Source organism: Paenibacillus lutimineralis (assembly GCF_003991425.1).
Taxonomy (GTDB): Bacteria; Bacillota; Bacilli; order Paenibacillales; family Paenibacillaceae; genus Fontibacillus; species Fontibacillus lutimineralis.
Genome location: NZ_CP034346.1, coordinates 1,935,685 through 1,957,932, shown reverse-complemented (window position 1 = coordinate 1,957,932; position 22,248 = coordinate 1,935,685). Strand labels below are relative to the sequence as shown.

Sequence of the window (22,248 nt, the reverse complement as noted above, 5' to 3'; positions counted from 1 at the left end):
TCACCTCGATTGTTCTTATGAACCAGCCAACACGCTCAAATTAAAACGGAAATACTTTTTTCACTCTTCTCTTCAAATTGCCGTTAGGATCATATTCATAGATCAAAGCGTCTCCCGAAGGAAAAGTCATCTGAAGCAGCTTTCCATCCTTGGTATATTGGTACTTCGTTTCGGGTGCAAACGACATTATCGATACGGTTAACTGCAGCATCAATGGAAGACCATGTTCTTCTGAAAGCTTTAAATAAACTATTTGCCCAACAACCAGATCCGTTTCCAGTACGGTATAATCAAGGCCAAACTCCTGATTGTTCTGTTTGCTAGATCCTATCGGTTCCAACAAATCTGGACGGTCATACAAAGTCAATATCGGCTGCTGAATGAACGAATTCATCTCCATAGTAACAAAACGATAATGTCCGGTTTCAGGAGCTACGAAGCGGTAATAACCGTTCTCTCCCGCCATTTTGTTTACATACAGTCGCTGACGATGTAGTAGTTCCTCGAATTCATATTCATCTATTTCAACAAACTCAAACACTCGATATGGTGCCACAAGAATGACTGGATTCTCCGAGGTTGTCTTTACTTGTATTTTTCCACCAGGGGGGATTCCATAGGAAGTTGTTGAATGTTCCCCCTGTCTAATTACCGTTCCATTTGAATCGTAAATGGTGTAATCAAAGTATCGCTTGTTAGCCGTACTGGCGTTTGTTGTAAGCTTGGCTTCAAAAAAGCGCTTATTCTTAAAACCGATGCTTTGATTGGACTCCAGTGTTTTCTTCAATAGGGCCGGATCTACACTCGGTGTCGCCTGAAAGACCTGCCCATAAGTAAAGGTAACAGGGTGGTCTGTAACTACTGTAACCACGACTTGACTTCCCTCAGGAACAGACAAGTTCCCTTCCTGATCAAAATCCGCCTTTTCCGGTTTACCATCCAAACCATACATGGCAAAGTCAAACATAGATAACAGATTCTTTGCGGCGTTACTTGTTAGCTTTTGTTGTGTGGTTGATATATTAGTGAACGAATAACTTTCATTTTTGCTTAAAGTGACCTGTTTAACTTCAGGATTTTCACCCGGTGTGCCTATAAACGAGGTGTATACACCTCCGAAGGTTACAGTAGCTGTTAACGGCATTACAGTAACAGAATAACCTGCCGAAACTTGCACTGAAGTATAGCGGCTTGATCCTTCACTCGAAATCGTTCCATCCGGGCGCTGGATAACATAGGCAAATTCATTTGTTTTAGGAGAGGCGTCGCTATATAAATACTCCGTTTCATTGCTTATATTTTTGTAAGTATAAGAATCTCCTAGAGAAACGGTAGCTCTGAGCATTGCAGGATACTCAGTGGATGATACAAAAATCGCATCTGTATAGGATATAGTTACTGGGCTTGCAGATTGCCCTGTTATAATCGCATATCCCCCTGCCGGAATAGCTACATTTCCCGTCTCATCAAATTTGGCACTGTGTACTCTTCCATCATTGTTATAGACGGCTATGTCATATTTACCACCCGCCTGATTTGCATCACTGGTTAACGTGATAAGCCGAGAGCCAGTATTGTTGAACGTATAGGTCTCTCCCAAATGCACAGCTTTTTTGGAAATCGCTTCACCCGGCTTATTCTTCCAGGAAAACAATCGATAATTTGCACCAAATGTAACCGGAGTCGACACTGCGGTAACTACGATAGAGTTACCTCCAGACACCTGAGGATCTGTATATGTATTTGCGCGCTTTGCTTGCTGTGTTCCATCAGGGTAATACTCAACCCAGTCAAAACGATTACTAGAAGTTGCGTTGCTGCGCAGAATTCGGGTAGAAGAAGTAATGTTCATAAATTCATAACTTTTGCCTTCTGTAAGCGTTACCCGGAAATGCGAAGGTTCATCACTTGGCTCGGCGGAAAAATCATCCGTATAGTCAAAAGTAACAGCATGCGTACCCTGAACAGTTATAACTGCAATACCACCCGCAGGTAATTGAGGAGTGCTAATAGCATTAAATCCTTGGGAGGCGTAACCTCCATCGGCTTTATAAACGGTATAATCGTAAAAACCGTCTACTGCCCGAGCATTATTATTTACCGGATTTAATAATGTTCCGTTATTTGTAAATAGATAGGACTCCCCTGGGTAAACAGTGACTCGACTAATAGCATCATCTTTACGTTGCCCCCCCATGAAAGAACGATATGGAGCTCCTACGCGAACTGGATTTTCCGAAACCAGTGTAAGCACAACGTATCTTCCCACTGCCACCAAAGGCAATGTAGATGTATTAGTTCCCCGGGAGGTTTCCGTCCCGTCGGAGTTATATACTACATAATCGAATTTATCTTTAGTAGTTCCGGCATGCTCAACCCGATCCGATTTCGTTCCAACATTCGTAAATTGATAACTTTCGCCGGGATAGAGCAGGACACTATCATAAGCGGGCTCCTCTGTTTCATATCCAAAAAAACCTTCATATGGAACAGCCACAGTAACTGGAGTATCGGAAGCTCCTGTCAAAATAATTTCATCTCCAACACTGAACGAAGGCTTTGCTGAGGATTCGAAACTAGATCTTTCAAGCGCTCCATTATTCTTATAAACTGCAAAATCATATCGTTTTCCATTGCTAGTGGTTGCATCACTCATGATATTTCTAGCCGCATAGGCTTGATTCGAAAATAGATAGCTCTCACCACGATAAAGCTTCTTTTTTAATAAAGCGGGGTTTGAAGTATAAGAATAAGTAATCTCAGAATTAAAGCTTACGGTTAAAGGATACCCGTAGTCCACGGTGATAACAGTTCTCCCACCTTTAGAGTAAACACTAACACTTCCTGTATGTTCTAAATCGTCAGAGGAGACCTTACCCTCAGAATTGTAGGAGACATAATCATAACGAATATCATTCGTTGACTTGGCATCTGTTGAAACAGACAGAAGAGTGTTCGTATCATTTGTAAACTGAACGCTTTCCCCAGGGTAGATCACCAGCTGTGTCTTTTCTGCATATAATCCAATTTGATATACACTTTCGGTTACTGTTTGATCTTCCAATTGCTCTCCAGAAAGTTCTATGTTCCCCTGGAATAATTCCTTTTGCACTTCAACCTGGGTTGAATCAAGATCATTTTCAAGAGATTGGGTCAAATGGATACCTGCTTCGAGGTCTGTACTCTCTTTAGCTAAGGTAGAACTCATACTTCCTAAAAGCAGAAGAATAGACAACATAGAGAGAAGTAGTCTCCTCATTTTCATCAAATAACCTCCATTTCCAAAATTATAGATACATATACTTCATCGCCTATCCTTGATTGTTCCTAAATAGGAAAAATGTACCTATACAATAAAAAGCCGTCCTCTATTGATATTGAAGATGACCTTTATGAAGGGACTTTCAGCTTACGTCCTTCCACCCGTCAACATTATATTATTTTCAACTACTTTACTTTCTTCCTAAAATATACTTTTAAACTTAAATATTCGATACCCCAAGCCCTAGTTTTAACACCCCAAAACTCTCATAAATCAGCAATGATTTTTTTCTGATTTTTCATAAATATCTGAATATCTACATACCGAAGACAAAAAAATATACCGTTCAACCCATTAGACAATAATTACCTAACTCGGTATGATGAACTAAAGCCAATAAACACAAAATTTTACGCATGGATCATGGAGATATATATGAAATCGGTCTATCAAAATTGGAACATGGATGCCGAGCTGCCGCTTGAAATCCATCGGATTAGCAATCTATCCTTTTATCCGCACTTCCATAATGAGTTGGAACTCGTCTATGTGGAGCGAGGCGATATTATCGTTGGAGTAAATGAAGAGAAGCGACAGCTGCAGGCGGGGGACATGGTCATTTGCTGTAGTAATGATATTCACTATTATGTGAGCAAGGATCTGGAGTCTGAAGTATTCATGCTGATCTTCAAGCCGGAGCTGATTGGAGCGGCCAAAACCTGGCCTGTTGACTTTCGTTTTGAGTCGCCATTTATCGATTCCACCCAGCCAGAATTCTCACGGATTGGCAGTCTACTGCGTCAAATGTTCCAGGAGAATGAGAACGCCCGGACGGGCTACCCGATGTACATCAAAAGCTGTCTGCTGGAATTGTTCGGAACCTTGTGCAGGTATCTGCCTACCGTTCCCTTTGACCGAAGCTCCAGCCAGCGGTTTGAGTATAAACGAGCCAAAATCCATAAGATTATTTCTTTTATCGAGGCAAATTATGCGATGGACCTGTCCGTTGAGATGATGTCGGAGCGGTTTGAGATGAATCCATCCCACTTCTGCCGTTCCTTTAAAAAAGCGATCGGTATGAATTTCAAAACTTATCTCAATACGATCCGGGTGCTTATGGCAGAGCATCAGCTTGTGAATACGGATTCCAGCATCACAGATATCGCTTTGGAATGCGGCTTTGGCAGCATCCGCACCTTCAATCGAGTGTACAAAGAGCTGAAAGGATGCTCTCCCTCGGACACGCGCAGCAGTTTTCAATAGAAGAGCGTATGTTATTCTGTTGTCCCTCATCTTCACCAGTCTGCTCGTCAATGAGCGCAACAGTTACGAAGAGCTCTAAATGTGTGTAAATGCAAACAGGGTCGCCCCTGGTCATCTTCCGATGAATTGGGACAGCCCTGATTTTTTTAGTTAAAACTTATAATGATGAGTCCTGCTTCACTGCCTGCAACAGCGAAGTTAAACTCAATTTAACAGTGCTATCGTATACGATATCCGCGCCTGAAGCTCCCAACAGTTCGGGCTTGCCGATACCAACTGCGAACATCCTTGCCGCCTTTATCGCTTCAATACCAGCTTGGGCATCCTCAATCCCGATACAGTATCGCGGATCGGCACCTGCCAATTCTGCTCCCTTCAGGAAGATGTCGGGGGCGGGCTTGCCGGGAATGCCATCAGGGTCCACAATCGCATAGAAGCGATCCGCCAGTCCAAGCGACTCCAATATTTGCGGAGCATTCTTGCTTGCAGACGTCAATACGGCAGGAACATGATGCTCTGCCAACTGACCGAGCAATTCAACAATCCCCGGATAGACATGCTCTGGAGCAAGCCCGGCAAGCAGTGACACATAATGCTTGTTCTTATCTGCGGCCAGCTGCCGACGCTGCTCCATCGAATACTGGCCATCCTTGCGCCCATGAACCAATATCCGCTCCAGGGACTCCATTCGGCTAATTCCTTTGAGCTGTTCGTTAAAGGCACGGTCGATTTCGATTCCGATTTGCTCCGCCATTTGCTTCCATGCCAAATAGTGATACTCTGCGGTATCGGTAATGACGCCATCCAGATCGAATAATACGGCTTGCAGCTTCATGTTAGTCTTCTCCTCTCGCTTCGGTCAGGCTTACCGTCAACACATCGTCGAAGCAGTATTCCTTCCCATACACATCCAGCTTGACCGGAACCTGTTCCGTTGCCTTGACGACAAGCTGGTCCGCCGTGATCTCCAATTCCAGGCGCTGTCCTTGCCAATTGATCATAAACTCCAGCTTGTTCCAATGCTCCGGCAGCTCCGGATTTATCCTTAATTCTCCATGCAGCATGCGAATTCCCGCGAAGCCCATCACGATTACCTGCCAAATACCACCGATGGAGGCCGTATGCATTCCCAAGTCGGAAGACTTCATTTCGGGTCCCAAATCGATTTCACAGGCCTGCCTGAACAGTCGGTAAGCGAGAGAACGGTCGCCAAGGTCATTGGCAAGTATCGCGTGCGTTGACAGGCTCAAGGAAGAGTCATGGATCGTCTTCGGCTCATAGTAATTGTAATTGGCAATCTTCACGTCATTGGTGAACCTGTCCTCTAACCAATAGAAGAGAATCATCAAATCTGTCTGCTTGGACACCTGAATATCACTCAATTGCTCCAGACTGTAATCCTCGAAGATCGTATTCACATGCGTCTGGTTTTTATATTTCGTTAAGTCGATGATCCGCTTTGTCAAGTAAGTATCATCCTGCGGAATAACAAGGCCTTCTCCCGGCTGGGGAAGATAAATTTTATCGATGCATTTCATCCAGGCTTCCATTGCATGCTCCAGATCCAGAAGCTCATTCAAACGATGAAATACGTCAGAATCGCTCTCCTTCAGATTACTGTAGTATTCCATAGCAAGCTGGATATTGAAGTGGGCAAAATAGTTTGTAAACGCATTGTTATCCACGTGTTCTTTATACTCATCGGGGCCGATCACATCATTAATACAATACTGCCCGCTTACCTCATCCCATTCCAGGCGGCTGGTCCAGAAGCGGGCCGTATCCAAAATAATCTCATAGCCATAATCGTCCATGAAGGCCTGATCGGCGGTTACCATATAATACTGCCATACCGCAAAGGCTACATCGGCAGTAATATGCTGCTCGATAAAACCGGTCCAGATCTTCGTCTGCTTGCCGGTGACGATATCCACCCGTCCCCATTCCTGGGCCATCTCACCATCGCTGGGCCAAGCGGCTTCCCATGGATACATGGCCCCTTCGTAGCCGTTACTTCTCGCTTTTTTTCGCGCACCCTCAAGACCTAAATAACGATAGATCAGCAGCGATCTCGCCACCTCGGGATTGGAATAAATAAAGAACGGAAGAATGAACATTTCCGTATCCCAGAAGGAATGACCTTGATAGCCCTCGCCGCTCAGTCCCTTAGCTGCGATTCCCATCCGCTCGTCATGGGCCGGAGTCATTGCCGTTAAATGATAGAGTGCGAAGCGGGCGGCCAATATATCAAAATCATCCTGCGATTCGATATTCAACTGATACAGCTTCCACACCCTCTGCTCCCATGCGCGAGCATGCCGGGCGAATAATTTTTCATAGCCTTCAGCCGCGCACTGCTTCAAGGAGGATAGAGCGCAGTCGCGCATCTCCTGCAGCGTCATACCTTTAAACTCTTTATCCCGGGAGGTATGCACCGTCGTCAGCTTCTCCAGCGAGAATTTCTGCCCCTTCATGAGGGTTCCTTGATAGCTGAGCATAATCAATCTGCGGTCCATCCGCATAAACGGCTGATTTAGCTCCACACCTGCGAGAGTAACATGATGTACCGTATGGAACATAAAGTCAATCTTCGATTCTACCGTTCTCGTCACCATCTCCACATACTTCTTGTCGTAGATTCGCTTCTCGCCTTCAAAGAAATGCTGTGCCCCGCTATTGGATACCTGGGCGTTCACGCCACTCTCAACGCTCACATCCACATTATCGCTCAGCGCCTCCAGTTCCATCTTCATAGCAATCACATGCAGGTTATCCAACGACACGAACCTTCTGAACTTCAATGCCACCTGCTTGCCGGCAGAGGTTGTCCAGATAAACGACCTTATTAATTCGGCGGTCTTCAGATTCAGGGCCCTCACATAATCCTCCGTCCGCACAGACGCATCCAGTCTTTCCCCATCTATGAAAATATTCATTCTCGTCACGTCAGCAGCATTTGGGAGCTCCGACACTTCCTGCGCATCTGATTTGTTAAAAGTTCCGGCTACGAACAGATTTCTGACTTCACCTACATATGGCTCCTCCGCAGCGCTGCGCAGACCCATATAACCGTTGCCTAGAGACATGACTGCCTCGGCCTTCCCAAGCAAGCTGCTGGAGAAGGACGACTCGGCAACGATCCAGTTCTTCTCCTCCCCCGTCCCCAGATCATATTTCATTCCCATGACCATTTCCTCCTGTCCGATGCTTTTCCCGCACCACAAGTCATTCATTTAGTTTCCATTCCATGCCATATAAAATGCCCGCACCCCACCGAGAAGAGGGAGGACGGGCATCAACCATTTCTAACTTTCTTTAAGCCGCTGTTTAGCCTTTGACCGCACCCGCCGTGATTCCATCGATAATGTTGCGCTGCATCATGATGAAGAAAATAATGACCGGGATCGACGCCATAGTTAGAGCAGCCATCGCCAAATGCCATTCATTCATGTATTGCCCGAAATAAACCGATGAAGCAAGCGGAATCGTCTGATTCTTCTTGGAGCTAAGCGTAATCAACGGAAGCAGGAAATCGTTCCAGATCCATAGCGAATGCAGGATCGCAATCGTTGTGGTGATCGGCTTCAGCAGTGGCAGCACGATGCGAAAGAACGCTCCGGCAACGCCATTGCCGTCAATCAGAGCGGCTTCCTCAAGCTCACGGGGAATCGATTTGATAAATCCGTTATACAGAAACACGGCCAAGGGGATTCCGAAGCCCCAATACATGATAATTACCCCGACAATCGAGTCCATCATATACATCTCACTAGCAACCTTCACCAGAGGGATCATCAATGTCTGGAACGGAATGACCAGCGATGACAGGATGAGCATGAACAGTACTGTACTCACCCAACCAGGGCGGCGCACAAATTGATAGGCCGCAGGTGCGCTGATCAACAGGATGCCGACTACGGAGATGACCGTAATGATCAGCGAGTTCATGAATACCCCGCCAAAATTCAATTGCGTCCATACCGTCTTGAAATTATCGAAATGAAGTGTGCTAGGAAGCGACGCAACCGATGAAACAACCTCATTATAGGATTTGAATGAATTCACAAACGTTACATACAACGGAAAAAATACAAATATAGCAATCACAAATAATATAGCGAATATGACCCAATTCAATCTTTTTTCGAGCTTTTTCATTACATCTCTACCTCCCTGCGCTTCAGCACAAGTGACTGGACAATAGTGACCGTAGCGAGAATGAGGAAGAATATAACGGACTTGGAGGAGGCGTAAGTGAACATATTTCTTCCAAAGCCCTCTGTGTAAATATGGTAGGCTAATGATTGGGTTGTGCCAAAGGGACCTCCGCCCGTTAAGGAGTAGTTCAGGTCAAAACCTTTAAACCCGTTGGCAATAGCCAGGAAAAGATTGATCGTGATCGCTGGCCTGATCAGCGGAAATACGACATTTCGCATTCTGCTCCAGTACCCAGCCCCATCGATCTCCGAGGCCTCTACCAAATCCTTAGGAACGCCCTGCAACGCAGATAGATAGATGATCATAAAATAACCGATAGACTGCCACACAGCGACCATAACGATAGACCAGAAGGCATAATCAGGCAGGCTCAACCAGTTTTTTTGGAAAATAGCCCAGCCGGTTGCCGCTCCGATTTGACTAAATTGATTCGTAATAATAAATTTCCAGATGAAACCTACAATGACAGAGCCCATAACATAGGGCAGAAAATAAACGGTCCTCAGCAGGTTCCTGCACTTGATCGCCCGGTTCAGGCCAAGGGCCAGCAATAATCCGAATACGTTCAGCAAAATTGTGGTTGCGACCACATATTTCGTCGTGAATTTAAAGGACCTCCAGAACGAAGCATCGTGGAACAAATTCTGATAGTTTCTCCATCCGACCCAACTGATATTGCTGCTAATTCCATCCCACTCCTGAAAGCTGAAGATAATAGCTCTCAGGAAGGGAATTAGAATTATTAATGTGAAGAACAGGATAGCCGGCGCGACAAAAGCCGCATATATCCACCACCCGCGTGATTTAATTGTCATATTAATCATTCCTATTTATTTTGCTTTTTGATCCCAAATGTTCTGCAATTCTTGGATAGTCTGATCTTTATCATATTGGGCTCCGACATAGGCCTGAAGAGGTACCGCGAAGTCTTCTGCAATACCGGACGGCCACAATTGGAACGACCAAATCAGCGTCTTCTCATCCTTCAAGTACTTGTCCAGATCTTCTGCCAATGGACCGAGGTCAGGCGTCGTTTCCAAATCTGTAAAAGCAGGAATCATCTTATAAGAGTCCACGATATACTTCTGACCATTCTCATGCAGCCAAGTCAAGAACTTCTTGCTCTCTTCGATCACCTTGGAATCCTTGTTAATCGAATAATAAGTCGACACACCTACCGGCATTTTCGTATCTTCTGGATTGTCGTTCAGAGGAATCGCAAACATCCCGATATTCATATTAGGATTGATCTTCGTGATCGAGTCGATGGCCCATACGCCTTGCTGCATCATGGCCGTCTTCCCGGAGGCGAAATCGGAAACCTGATTATCATAGTTAAGGCCGATTGTATCCGTGCCTTTACCGTAGTCAATCGTCATGTCCAAAACATCAAAGAACCCGTCCAAGTTTTTCAAATCAGCAATCTTTGCTTCGCCTTTGTACATCTTCGCGATCATACCTTCCGAGTCCGGCTCATAAGCGAACGGAAGATTGAACAAATGCTGGCCAAGCACCCAGAACGAATTGTAGCCTTCAGAATAGGAAGAAATGCCCGCGGCCTTCAATTTCTCATTGGCTTCCTTCAGCTCCGTTAATGTTGCGGGCAGCTTATCGATACCTGCTTGAGCGAACATATCCTTATTGTAGATGAATCCGTAGCCTTCAACGGCAAGCGGGAAACCATATTTCTTGCCGTCAACAGTCATCCCTGGCGCTGAGGACGGGATCACTTTATCCATCCACGGCTCATCGGACAAATCAACAAGTCTTTCCGACCAATCCTGAATGTCTGTGTAAGCTCTCGTCATGAAAATATCCGGTCCATCGCCAGCCGCAAAACGAGTTTTCAACAGGGTATCATAATTGCCGGTAACCTGAGCTTCAATCGTGACATTTGGATTTTCAGCCATGTAATCAGCAGCCATCGCTTTGATTTTATCGGTGATCTCCGTCTTGAAATCCATAATCTTAATCGTCACTTTGCCATTCGAACTTCCCGAATCAGCACTAGATCCCTCACTGTTCTTCGGGCTGCTTCCGCCAGCGCAGCCGCTGATTATGGACAAAGCTACGACACTGGTGAGAAGCATTAACATAACCTTGCGCATCTTTATTTACCCCCTAAGTTGTTGTTTGCTACACTTCTATTCTAAGAATTCCGCTGATGTCGAAACATAGACTATCTTCACTCAAAATAGTACTTTATGAACCTTGTACTCTCTTGCGGTACTTTAATGGGGGCAAACCATGCTGTTTACGGAACACCTTGCTGAAATAGCTCTCATCCTGGTAGCCGATCATTTCAGAGATTTTGACCACCGGCAGATCGGTATATTCCAGCAGGGATTTTGCCTTCTGCATGCGCAGTTCCATCTGATAAGTAATGATGGTCATGTTGTACTTCTCCTTAAATCTCCTCGCAATATATTGAGGACTAAAATGGAATTTCTCCGCCAGTTCATTCAGGGAGAAATTCTCGTGAAAATGCTGTTCGATATAGTCATGGATCAGCTGTATGCTTCTGCCCTCGTAACCGCTGTTCCCACCTTCTTCGATCAGCCGCCACCATTGTTGAATCCATCTGCTCTCCCATTCCTTGATGCAGCTAATCCATGGAGATAACGACATGCCTTCCATATCCTTGTTCATCTGCAGGATGGCCCGTTCAAGCATATAATTAGCTTCTTTGGTATAACGCTGAAGCTCTGCCAGACTAAGATGCCCGTACTGTCCAAGCTCAGCTGTAAATCCGCGGATTAACTCTTCAACCCGTAGCTTATCGCCATTCTCCAACGCAATGTTAAGCTGCAGTTCCCTATCGGATAACGATGGTTTATCAAGATCTGACCGCTCTCCGGCTATGACAGGAGATTGGATCAACTCAGCGCGCGCGCTCGAATATTGCTGTTGAATCCCTAGTAAATTCGAAACATATTGACTCACTCCGGTAAATGTCTCCAACCCGATCGTCGAACTCCATGCCGCTGTCATTTTGTTAATATAGAAATTCAAGGAATTCCTCACCCCGCTGACCGAGGCTTCTGCTGTAACCAAAACCCATAATTCTTCCTCGAAACAAAAAAGAAGATGGCTCTCATATCCTGCTAACGTCTCTTGCGCCATATTTTTTACAGCGAAAGAGAACAGGCTGCTATCCCCGTCATAACGCTGCTTCAGCAGACGAGAGCCATTCCTCATCAAGATCAACGAAATCCTTACGCAATCCGGTGATAATCCGAAGTTCCGGCAATAATTCTCCACATCAGCTATAGATGTATCGTCGCCCTTTAACAATTGAGACATTTTCTGTTCCATCACGACATAGTCAGCCTGCTGAACAAGAAACCCTGTATCCCGGCTGGCCTGCTGGCTGTTCACACGCTGCTTGCATAAGTCAACGGCCTGTAACAGCGCTTGCTCAAGATCCCTTTTCTTAAAAGGCTTCAATATATAATCCACGCCCTTGGCTCGAATCGTGGCCTGAGTATAAATAAAATCATCGTATCCGCTAACGACAATAACCTGAATGTCCGGAAAACCACGACGAATGAGATCCAGCAATTGAATTCCGTTCATCTCCGGCATGCTCATGTCGCAAAAGACAATCTCCGGCTTATATTCACGGATGAGCTCCAATGCCTGACTGCCATTCTCAGCTTGGAGCCGCTCGTCAATGCCATGCTGTTCCCAATCCACCGCTAGTTCAATTCCTTCTCTAACATGTTCTTCATCATCAACAATTAATACTCTCATTTCGGGTCCTTCCTCTCTTCGGCCTGGTCCAATCCAATGTTCAATGCAATCATCGTTGCTTCATACGGTACGCTTGTCACTTCCCACGAAAAATCAGATCCGTAGCGCAGCCGCAGCCGCTGTAATACGTTAATTAATCCAATTCCGTTTTGACCGTAATGCAATTTATTCTCTAAATAATCGCTGCGAATCTCAGCGATTTTCTCAGCCGGTATTCCCTTCCCATTGTCGATTACGCGAATCAACAAGGCTTTATTTTCCGATTCTTCCTGTGGGCTCAATTCAATTTCAAGCCGGATGCTTCCGTATCCGCGACCTTGCTCAATCCCGTGGACAATGCTATTCTCAATCAGCGGCTGAAGCAGCATCTTCGGTACTTCGATCGAAGCCGCCTCCGGGGGACAAGCCATGTCGAAGGTCAATTTATTCTTGAACCTCCCCAATTGAATGGACATATAATCTTCGATATGATGAATTTCCATGCTTAACATGACAACGTCGCTGCGAAAATCCATACTGTAACGCAAAATAGATCCTAATTCGGCGATCTTGTCGCTGACTTCGTAAGCTTTCATTTTTAATGCAACCGTACCTATATACTGCATCGTATTGTACAGAAAATGGGGATTAATCTGCGCTTGCAGCATCTTCAATTGGGCTGTTGACAACTCCAGTCTGTAACGGTATTCCCGGTTCATAAATTCATCGAGATTTTGGACCATTGTATAGAAGCGGTTTTCCAAAATGCCAAGTTCATCCGTCCTCTGACTTTCCCGCTTAATGTCAAAGTGGCCCTGCTCAACCCGGACCATGCTGCGGAGCAGTCTTTTGATCGGGAGGATGATGAAGTAAGATAGAATAACAGCAAGAACAACGACAAGGATAATTGCGATCAGCAGGATGACCACGGACTGGCTCATCGTCTTGTAAGCGGACTCATTTATGACTGAGTCGGATACATATTTCACTAAAGTGAAGGGCAGGTTATCGTTCGCATTTTTCAAATAAATGAAAACCCCCTTCTTCCCGTTCATTTCCCCTTCGAAGGAACCTTTGCCGTTAATCATCTTGCTTTGAAGATGCTGAACTCCGCTTGTTTGCTCCAGCGAGCTATATAGAAACTGATCTTGTTGATTAATCAGCAGGAAATAGGCGCTGTCCTGTAGGAGCTGAGTATGAATCAACTTGTCAATTTCACTCAGGCCTACATAAATATTAATCGTTCCCAGAACTGCCGAGCCTGGGTAATCCACCAGATTTTTCTGAATCAACAGTACTTGTTTGCCGCCCAGATTCTTTACACTATAAACCGTAGCTTCACCTTTGATCTCATCATAGTCGCCAAGCATTTTTTTAATATCGTTGTTGTTTACATCCGAAGAGGTAAATGTAAGATTTTTAGTTTTGCTGATATATTGAACCCCATGAAACTCAGAACGACTAATATACATCGTGTTCACTTTGTTGTATATATAGAGCTTCTGGAGCGGGGAGGTTTCCGTAGAGCGGAAGTAGCTCATTAACTGCGGATCCACATAAAAAGAGCTTGTCAACATATTCAAATCGTCAAAATAAATTTTTAAATTGTTGGATATAATTTCCATTGCATTCTGATTCAAGTCGATTACCTGCTGCTTCATAGAGCTTGAAATTGTACGATAAGCTAATAAACTCGCCAGTAAAAAGGGCAGGATCGCAACGCATAGCATAATAATCAGTATTTTTCTAAACAAACTCCCTTTTAGCCACTTCATCATACTCCCCCTATATCTCAGACTATTATTACAAAAGAATCCCCCTTGCCCAGACTATGATTCCGTTTTTTGAGGAACGGACGGGTCAAATGAGGGATTATATGATTTAAAATGAAAGCGGTTGATAATATTTTATCTACTTGAAGTAAATTTATCAACGAATTATTCAGAATCGCCACTTCCGCGTTCGTGTTCAGGCTCGCAGGGCTGCCTTTATAAAGCCCTACTCCATAGTAATCCCCGTCAAGTATTTTACGAAAGCGCATTTTTTGACTAGGTTTCTGCATAAACTGGCGAGTGCGAAGTATGCCTTTTTTCTATAATGTTCATAAGCAGCACCAATTAGAGGTTGTTCAAAAAGTCCGCTTTTGATAAGAAAACCGATCGAAGTCATTCAAGGATGAGCGACCGCGATTCAAAGGTAGGTTTTCTTGCGATATAGAATTTCATCAGCTCCGCTGATAACTTATAAATTCTATATCTAACACGAAGTAACACTGAAAGCTTATTCGGCATCGAATCTTGAATTCAGCCGGGCCTTCCGGTGCTCACGTAGGTTTTGCCTACGCTCCGCTCCTTTCGTCCCTGGCTTTATCCAACCTTCTCGGTGCTGAAAACCAGCCTTTTTGAACTCGTACTATTATGACTTATGGAGGGATGATATGAACCAGCTTCGTGTCGGGATGATCGGCTACAAATTTATGGGCAAGGCCCATAGTAATGCTTATCGTGCTCTGCCTATGTTTTTTCCACAGGCGCTCAAGCCAGAAATGGCTGTACTATGCGGAAGAAATGAACAAGCGGTCGCAGAAGCGGCTTCCAGATTAGGATGGTCGGAGATTGCAACCGACTGGAGACAGCTTGTCGCCCGGGATGACATCGATTTAATTGATATTAACGCGCCAAGCAATGCTCATAAAGAGATTGCCCTGGCCGCTGCGAAGGCTGGCAAGCATATTTTCTGCGAGAAACCGTTAGCGCTTTCATTAGCAGACTCCCGGGAGATGCTTCAAGCTGCAGAAGATGCTGGCGTCGCCCATATGATCGGCTTCAATTACCGCTTCTCCCCTGCAGTGAAGCTTGCCAAGAAGCTAGTGGAGAGCGGCAGGCTGGGCAAAATTTATCATTTCCGGTCCTGGTTCCTGCAGGATTGGATTATGGACCCTGAATTTCCATTAGTGTGGAGGCTGCAGAAGGATATTGCCGGTTCCGGTTCACTCGGTGATCTGGGTGCACATTTAATCGACTTGTCCCATTATCTTATCGGGGATATCGATGAAGTCATCGGTATGAGTGAGACATTTATTAAAGAACGTCCGCTTGCTGAAGAGATGACTGGACTTAGTGCTACAGGCAGTACCAATCCAAATGCGCCTAGAGGTCAGGTTACTGTTGACGATGCTACCCTCTTCATGGCCAAATTTGCTGATGGTGCTTTAGGCAGCTTTGAGGCAACGCGGTTTGCCGCGGGCCATCGTTCTACGAATTCATTTGAGATCAACGGCAGTCTGGGCAGCGTCAAATTCGATTTTGAGCGAATGAATGAGCTGGAGGTTTATTTCAACTCGGATGATGAGGATGTGCAGGGATTCCGGCGTGTTCTCGCAACCGATCCGGCCCATGCTTACGCAGAAGCCTGGTGGCCTCCAGGCCATACGATTGGCTTCGAGCATACATTTATTCATGAAGTGTTGGAGCTTACAGATGCGATTCGCGAAGGCCGACAGCCTGTGCCCAATTTCCTGGACGGGGTGAAATGCCAAGCCGTACTCGAAGCCGTCGAACGTTCGATTGAACAGCGGCGCTGGGTCATGATCGCTGAAATGTAAGATAAGTAGCAAAATATGTTTACTATAAAATGCGTGTTTAAAAAGTCAGACTTTCAGCACCGAGAAGGTTGGATGAAGCTAGGGGCTGAGGAGCGGAGCGTACGTAGGGAGTACGTGAGCACCTGAGATGTTTCCGTAGGAAACATGTCTTCGTAAGTATATGCTTAGGCCCGGCTGAATTCAAGATTCGATGCCGATTAAGCTACCCGTGCTACTTCGTGATCAAAGGGGGACTTTTTAAACAACCTCTATATAAGGAGATAGATAATATGAAAAAGGCATTGATCGTTTGGGGCGGCTGGGACGGACATGAACCAGAGCAGGTAGCGACCATCTTCAAAAACGCTCTTCTGGAGCATCAATTCGAGGTTGAGGTTGCCGACACGCTTGATGCATATGCAGATGCCGAGAAATTGCTCGGGCTTGATCTGATCGTTCCCGTATGGACGATGGGAGAGATCTCTCAGGAGCTCGTTAACAATGTATCGGCAGCGGTTCAGGCCGGAACTGGATTAGCCGGATGCCATGGCGGCATGTGCGACTCCTTCCGCAATAATGTAGATTGGCAATTTATGACCGGCGGGCAATGGGTAGCTCATCCGGGCAATGATGGTGTAGAGTACAAGGTAGAGATCAAATCCTCCTCTAGCCCACTCGTCGAAGGCGTGTCTGATTTCATGGTTAGTACAGAGCAATATTATTTGCATGTTGATCCCGCCGTTGAAGTATTAGCTACGACTCGATTCCCTGTCATTGACGGTCCGCATCGTCTGAACAAAGCGGTGGATATGCCTGTCGTGTGGACGAAGCGTTGGGGGCTGGGAAGAGTATATTATAACTCTCTTGGACACCATGCCGACATCGTCGATCTTCCACCAGTGAAGGAGTTGATGACCCGTGGAATGCTCTGGGCGGCCGAGGGCAAGCGGCTGGCGCTTAACGATGGAGCAGCCTTGAGCGGCAAAGCATACACAGGCATGGGTGACAATCAATACAACAACGCATAAGAGGGGAAATGAACATGAACAGCGTGAAGGTTGGCATTATTGGATGCGGCAAAATTAGCGACATATATATGGAGAATTGCGCCAGGTTCGGAGTTCTTGAGCTGAGCGCCTGCGCTGACCTTGATTTGGAACGGGCCAAGGCGCAAGCCGCTAAATACAACATTCCCCGCGCATGCTCTGCCGAGGAACTGCTCAGCGACCCGGATATTTCGATTATTATTAATCTGACCATTCCGGCGGCTCATGCGGAGATATGCCTAAGGGCGCTTGAAGCCGGCAAACATGTGTATGTAGAGAAGCCACTGGCGGTTACGCGCGAAGAAGGGCAGCGTATTCTACAAGCTGCGGCGCAGAGAGGACTACTCGTAGGCAGTGCACCGGAGACCTTCCTTGGAGCGGGTATTCAGACGGCGCTGAAGCTGATCGAAGACGGGGCAATTGGTCGTCCGGTATCAGCGACAGCCTTCATGATGAGCCGGGGACATGAACACTGGCATCCCGATCCGGAATTCTACTACGCCCATGGCGGAGGACCGATGTTTGACATGGGGCCTTATTATTTGACAGCGCTGATTCAATTGCTGGGCCCTATCTCGAGGATCGCTGGAATTACTGGAATGGCTCTGCAGGAGCGGACAATCTCAAGTGAGAAGAAGAACGGCAAGAAAATCCCTGTGGAAATACCTACTCATGTTGCCGGAACGCTTGAATTCGACAGTGGTGCAATTGCATCGCTGATCATGAGCTTCGATATTTTTGGCGGCAGTAGTTTGCCTCCGATAGAGATTCATGGGACGGACGGAACGATGCTCGTTCCCGACCCGAACACGTTCGGCGGTCCAGTCAAGTATCGCAAGCTCGGAGAGACCGAATGGACTGAGGTCCCGCTGTTGGCCGGGTATAGCGAGAATACTCGAGGGATAGGCGTCGCCGATATGGCCTATGCCCTGCAATCCGGTCGCCCGCACCGTGCCAATGGAGAGATGGCTTACCATGTGCTCGAAGCGATGTGGGGCTTCCATGATTCCTCGGACTCTGGGCAATATTATCAAATGCAGAGTACCTGTATCCGCCCGGCGCCGTTACCGCAAGAGCTTCAGCCTTATACTTTAGATTAACGGAATATACACATTATCCAAAAAAAAGAGCGAGATTCCCGGCCTAAACGGCCGGGGCTCGCTCTCTTTCTTATGGGTCTAATTACTTCATTAGATGCCTTTTGCTTGGCGATAAGCATCCACGTAAGCTGCAGCCTTCTTGCGGACCAACGAGAAGTCCTTGTTCTTCACTGCTTCGTTCGTCAGATCGGAGCCGATCCCTACGGCAACGGCACCGGCTTTGATCCACTCGCCCAGATTATCCAGTGATACTCCACCGGTTGGCATAATGTTAGCCTGTGGCAATGGACCCTTGATGGCTTTAATTACGGATGGCTCGTACAGGTTGCCTGGGAACAGCTTCACGATGTCGGCTCCAAGCTCGAGCGCCTCGTTAATTTCCTTAATAGTCATTGTTCCCGGCATTACTGGAACACGATATCTGTTGCACAATGTGACCGTCTCAGGGCTGAGGAACGGAGACACTACGAATTCTGCACCGCTAAGAATGGCGGCACGAGCTGTCTCAGCATCCAGGACCGTCCCTACACCAATAATCGCATAAGTGGCCTCATCCGTTGAATTTGATTTATATTTGCGGGACAATTCCTCAATCGCTTTCAACGCAAATGGAACTGTCATCGTAATCTCAATTACTTTAATTCCGCCGGCGATCGCTTCCTCGGCCATAGCGACAACTTCCTCTGCCGTATCAGCGCGAAGCACTGCAACGACACCTTCTTGCGCAATCTTCTGGATCAGCTGGATTTTCTTCATAATCGTTTCTCCTCACCCTCATGTATCTTCTGGATTTTGATCGTTGCCTAAAGGACAAAACATATCTCTCTCAAAAAACAGACTTTCCGATAATGAATTTTCCTTCTCGGCCGTTTCTTTTGAACCTAAACGGGTTCATTTCCGTTCATAAATCCACAATACTCCATTTTGGGCTGTATATCCACAGTTTATTTCTGGCTTGCAAGACTACTGAGCGTTATTTGCTCAATAACAGCAGCTTATTAACGCTAACAACTACGTCTCGTTATTGGGAGGAATCCAGCCTTCACGGCCCTATCTCATTTCTATAGCAATACCTAACGCTTACCACATTGAAAAACGGGAGTATACCTAATATAATCATTAATAATTAACATATATATTAATCGTATGAGGAGGCTCGCCATGAAACTGGATCTTACCGAACGGTCATTGCCTGTCTACGAAGCGCTGTCCAGCTCTGTTCGTCTGAGGATCATGACTCTACTAGCCGAGAAGCCGATGAATATCAAAGAGCTCGCAGAGGCTCTGAATTTAAGCAGCGCCATAATGACGATGCATGTTCGCAAGCTGGAGAACGCTAACCTCATCAGCAGTCATATGGCCCCTGGACGTAGCGGTCTGCAGAAAATATGCACCTTGTCCGCTGACGGCATCGAGATTATTTTCCCCAATAAAGTGCAGAACGAACGAAAAAGCTACCGCACGGAAATTCCGGTAGGCCATTATTCTGACTTCCAGATCGAGCCGACCTGCGGCCTAGCTACGACCGAGCATATGATCGGCGGCTTCGATGACCCCCGCTTCTTCTGGGATCACGAGCGAATGAATGCCGGCATCCTCTGGTTCGGGAAAGGCTATGTTGAATATAAAATTCCTAACTTCCTGCTAGCGAGCCAGAACCCGGAGGAGCTGGTCATCTCGATGGAAATCGCTTCAGAAGCCCCGGAGACGAACAATGACTGGCCTTCAGATATTACCTTCACCTTGAATGAAGTCAAGCTCGGCTCCTGGACAAGCCCTGGAGATTTCGGCGATCAGCGCGGAAAGTATACCCCAAATTGGTGGGCGAATCACATTAACCAATACGGCTTGCTTAAGCAGCTTCGCATTACGAAGGAAGGTACGTTTATCGACAGCATGCAAATTTCAGAGATCACGCTAAATGACGTGAATATCCGTGGAAAGCAATGGACCTTCAGGCTTTCTGTAGAAGAAGATGCCCGTCATATTGGCGGCCTTACGCTGTTTGGCAAAGGCTTCGGCAATTATAACGAGCATCTTATATCAGAACTTTATTACACTTGAACCCCGCCATCTAGCCGCACAAAGAGCTAGCGCTTCTTGGGTTATGCACCGTTCACCACAACGCGCCGCCCGGCAGCGTACAGCTCTTCCGCTTGAGCTTGGCGGCAACAGGAATGATGCAACCGCAGATGGTACAGTTTATCCCATTCTGCAGCTTGGCACAGCCATTGCAAATTCGCAGCCGCTCATTATATACCTCATCATCTACACATTGATCGGAGGTGAACAGAGGAGAGGCCAACAGACGCTGGATGCTCTCCTCTGTCACCTTGTACTCCTCCTGACAGCCTTTGCATTCGTTATTTCGTGTATCCATCCTATATCTTTGCCACTTGCTGCTTGATCTCCAGCACCGTGACTGACATAGGCGGCAATTGAACCTTCAGTTTTCTGCCCTCTAGTACATAGGCATTAAAAGGCTGTGGAACAACCTGGTCCGGATGTTCAAACGTGTTGTGGGCGTCGATCTCGGCAGCGGCTAATATAGTACCAGATACGCTGAGTCCCTCGCTCCTCTCATCTAGGCCACGCAGATCGATAGTCAGGTCACTGTCAACCGCATGGTTCAGATTACACAGACTTATATGGATAGTATCTTCCTGATCCACGGAGGCCGAAGCCGATACGGCGGGGATATCCCGGCCATTATGATGATAAACTTCACTCTCGCAAGTGAATTCGACTCTCTCCGCATCCTGATGCACTTTGAACATATCAAATACATGATAGGTTGGCGTCAAGAGCATTCGCTCCCCTTCCGTCAAGATCAACGCTTGCAGCACATTGACCATTTGCGCGATATTCGCCATTCTTACCCGATCATTGTGCTGATGAAAAATGTTGAGGGTAACGCCGGCAACCAGCGCATCGCGGATGGAGTTCTGCTGATACAGATAACCCGGCATTGATCCTGGCTCGCTATTGTACCAGGTTCCCCATTCATCTACGATCAGTCCGATACGCTTATCAGGATCATATTGGTCCATAATCGCACTATGCCGAGTAATCAGCTCGTCCATATGCAGAGCTTGCTCCAGTGTAGTGAACCATTCATCCGTATTAAAACCGGTTGCGTCTCCTTTATTCTCCCAGTTCGGGCCCAGAATCGTATAATAATGCAGTGTAATCGAATCCATGAATGAAGACGCTTCGCGCATGAGAACTTCCATCCAGCCATAATCATTCCCATTAGGACCACAGGCGATCCGATGAATCTTATTCTCGCCGTAATTGCGGACGTAGGTTTGATACTGACGATATAGATCCGCATAATATTCCGGGCGCATATTACCGCCACAGCCCCAGCTCTCGTTGCCAACACCCCAATATTTCACCGTCCACGGCTCCGCCCGTCCGTTCGCTGCACGCATGGAAGACATTGGAGACTCCCCGCCGAACGTTAGATACTCTACCCATTCAGACATTTCCCGCACTGTCCCGCTGCCTACATTTCCATTTATGTAAGCGTCACAGCCAAGCAAATCACACAACATCATAAACTCGTGAGTCCCGAAATGGTTATTTTCGACAGCACCTCCCCATAACTTGTTAATCATTTGTTTACGTGTCTCTCGCAGACCAATCCCATCCTCCCAATGGTAATCATCTGCAAAACAACCGCCTGGCCACCGCAAGACCGGGATCTTGATGCGCTGTAGCGCTTTCAACACATCGTTTCTAATCCCCCTGGTATTCGGAATTGGTGAATCCTCGCCCATCCAGATGCCTTCATAGATCCCTCTGCCCAAATGCTCGGAGAAATGTCCGTAAATCTCTTTATGGATAAGTCCTTTTCGTAAATCTGCATTTAACACAGCACTAGAAGCCATTGTCTCCCGTCCCTTCATTTGATTAATAAATATATTAATTAATAAATATAATTATTAATATTATAATAAAGCTCTTACAAATTCGTCAATGCAGTCCATGCTTATTACATATCGAATCTCAACAATTTTCACGTACAACTAAAATAAACTT

Annotated in this window: 16 protein-coding genes; 5 read left to right on the top strand and 11 right to left on the bottom strand. The window is 46.3% G+C overall.

Going from position 1 to position 22,248, the window contains the following annotated elements; translation table 11 throughout:
- Window positions 1-40: 40 nt before the first annotated feature.
- Complete coding sequence (locus tag EI981_RS07995) at window positions 41-3,265, bottom strand: RHS repeat domain-containing protein (protein ID WP_126997038.1); 3,225 nt, start codon at window positions 3,263-3,265, stop codon at window positions 41-43.
- 432 nt (window positions 3,266-3,697) lie between these two features.
- On the opposite strand from EI981_RS07995, the gene EI981_RS07990 reads away from it, so the two are divergent.
- Window positions 3,698-4,525, top strand: a complete 828-nt coding sequence (locus EI981_RS07990; protein ID WP_126997036.1) for an AraC family transcriptional regulator — start codon at window positions 3,698-3,700, stop codon at window positions 4,523-4,525.
- Between the two features lie 157 nt (window positions 4,526-4,682).
- Here the strand turns inward: EI981_RS07990 and pgmB are convergent, their stop codons facing one another.
- The 7 genes from pgmB to EI981_RS07955 all read right to left on the bottom strand — a co-directional run bounded on the left by pgmB (window position 4,683) and on the right by EI981_RS07955 (window position 14,250).
- Window positions 4,683-5,360, bottom strand: a complete 678-nt coding sequence (gene pgmB, locus EI981_RS07985; protein ID WP_126997034.1) for a beta-phosphoglucomutase — start codon at window positions 5,358-5,360, stop codon at window positions 4,683-4,685.
- A 1-nt stretch (window position 5,361) separates the two neighbouring features.
- Entirely contained in the window at window positions 5,362-7,758 is a 2,397-nt protein-coding gene (locus EI981_RS07980) for a glycoside hydrolase family 65 protein (RefSeq protein ID WP_227011766.1), read from the bottom strand.
- 94 nt (window positions 7,759-7,852) lie between these two features.
- Window positions 7,853-8,683 carry a carbohydrate ABC transporter permease gene (locus EI981_RS07975; protein WP_126997032.1) on the bottom strand — a complete coding sequence of 277 codons (831 nt, stop codon included), beginning with the start codon at window positions 8,681-8,683 and terminating at the stop codon, window positions 7,853-7,855.
- Window positions 8,683-9,558, bottom strand: a complete 876-nt coding sequence (locus tag EI981_RS07970; RefSeq protein ID WP_126997030.1) for a carbohydrate ABC transporter permease — start codon at window positions 9,556-9,558, stop codon at window positions 8,683-8,685. The genes EI981_RS07975 and EI981_RS07970 overlap by 1 nt, the downstream gene beginning before the upstream one ends.
- A gap of 15 nt (window positions 9,559-9,573) precedes the next feature.
- Window positions 9,574-10,851, bottom strand: a complete 1,278-nt coding sequence (locus EI981_RS07965) for an ABC transporter substrate-binding protein (protein ID WP_126997028.1) — start codon at window positions 10,849-10,851, stop codon at window positions 9,574-9,576.
- 94 nt (window positions 10,852-10,945) lie between these two features.
- A complete protein-coding gene (locus tag EI981_RS07960) occupies window positions 10,946-12,496 on the bottom strand; it encodes a response regulator (protein ID WP_126997025.1) in 1,551 nt (516 codons plus the stop codon).
- Window positions 12,493-14,250 (bottom strand): sensor histidine kinase, encoded by a 1,758-nt coding sequence (locus EI981_RS07955; protein WP_227011765.1) that lies wholly within the window; start codon window positions 14,248-14,250, stop codon window positions 12,493-12,495. Before EI981_RS07955 ends, EI981_RS07960 begins: the two co-directional genes overlap by 4 nt.
- Before the next feature lie 662 nt (window positions 14,251-14,912).
- On the opposite strand from EI981_RS07955, the gene EI981_RS07950 reads away from it, so the two are divergent.
- The 3 genes from EI981_RS07950 to EI981_RS07940 all read left to right on the top strand — a co-directional run bounded on the left by EI981_RS07950 (window position 14,913) and on the right by EI981_RS07940 (window position 18,204).
- Complete coding sequence (locus tag EI981_RS07950) at window positions 14,913-16,079, top strand: Gfo/Idh/MocA family protein (protein WP_126997021.1); 1,167 nt, start codon at window positions 14,913-14,915, stop codon at window positions 16,077-16,079.
- 269 nt (window positions 16,080-16,348) lie between these two features.
- A complete protein-coding gene (locus EI981_RS07945; RefSeq protein ID WP_126997019.1) occupies window positions 16,349-17,086 on the top strand; it encodes a ThuA domain-containing protein in 738 nt (245 codons plus the stop codon).
- Between the two features lie 14 nt (window positions 17,087-17,100).
- Entirely contained in the window at window positions 17,101-18,204 is a 1,104-nt protein-coding gene (locus EI981_RS07940; RefSeq protein ID WP_126997017.1) for a Gfo/Idh/MocA family protein, read from the top strand.
- Window positions 18,205-18,294: 90 nt separating this feature from the next.
- Here EI981_RS07940 and EI981_RS07935 read toward each other — a convergent pair whose 3' ends face one another.
- The gene (locus EI981_RS07935; RefSeq protein ID WP_126997015.1) at window positions 18,295-18,960 is read right to left on the bottom strand and encodes a bifunctional 2-keto-4-hydroxyglutarate aldolase/2-keto-3-deoxy-6-phosphogluconate aldolase; all 666 of its coding nucleotides are present in this window, start codon (window positions 18,958-18,960) and stop codon (window positions 18,295-18,297) included.
- Window positions 18,961-19,365: 405 nt separating this feature from the next.
- Here EI981_RS07935 and EI981_RS07930 point away from each other — a divergent pair, with 405 nt between their 5' ends.
- Window positions 19,366-20,268: an ArsR/SmtB family transcription factor gene (locus EI981_RS07930; protein WP_126997013.1), complete on the top strand. Its 903-nt coding sequence runs from the start codon at window positions 19,366-19,368 to the stop codon at window positions 20,266-20,268.
- Between the two features lie 52 nt (window positions 20,269-20,320).
- Here EI981_RS07930 and EI981_RS07925 read toward each other — a convergent pair whose 3' ends face one another.
- Together EI981_RS07925 and EI981_RS07920 are read right to left on the bottom strand one after the other, a co-directional pair.
- Entirely contained in the window at window positions 20,321-20,536 is a 216-nt protein-coding gene (locus tag EI981_RS07925; protein ID WP_335926343.1) for a DUF6171 family protein, read from the bottom strand.
- Window positions 20,537-20,585: 49 nt separating this feature from the next.
- A complete protein-coding gene (locus tag EI981_RS07920) occupies window positions 20,586-22,097 on the bottom strand; it encodes an alpha-N-arabinofuranosidase (RefSeq protein ID WP_126997009.1) in 1,512 nt (503 codons plus the stop codon).
- Window positions 22,098-22,248 lie beyond the last annotated feature (151 nt).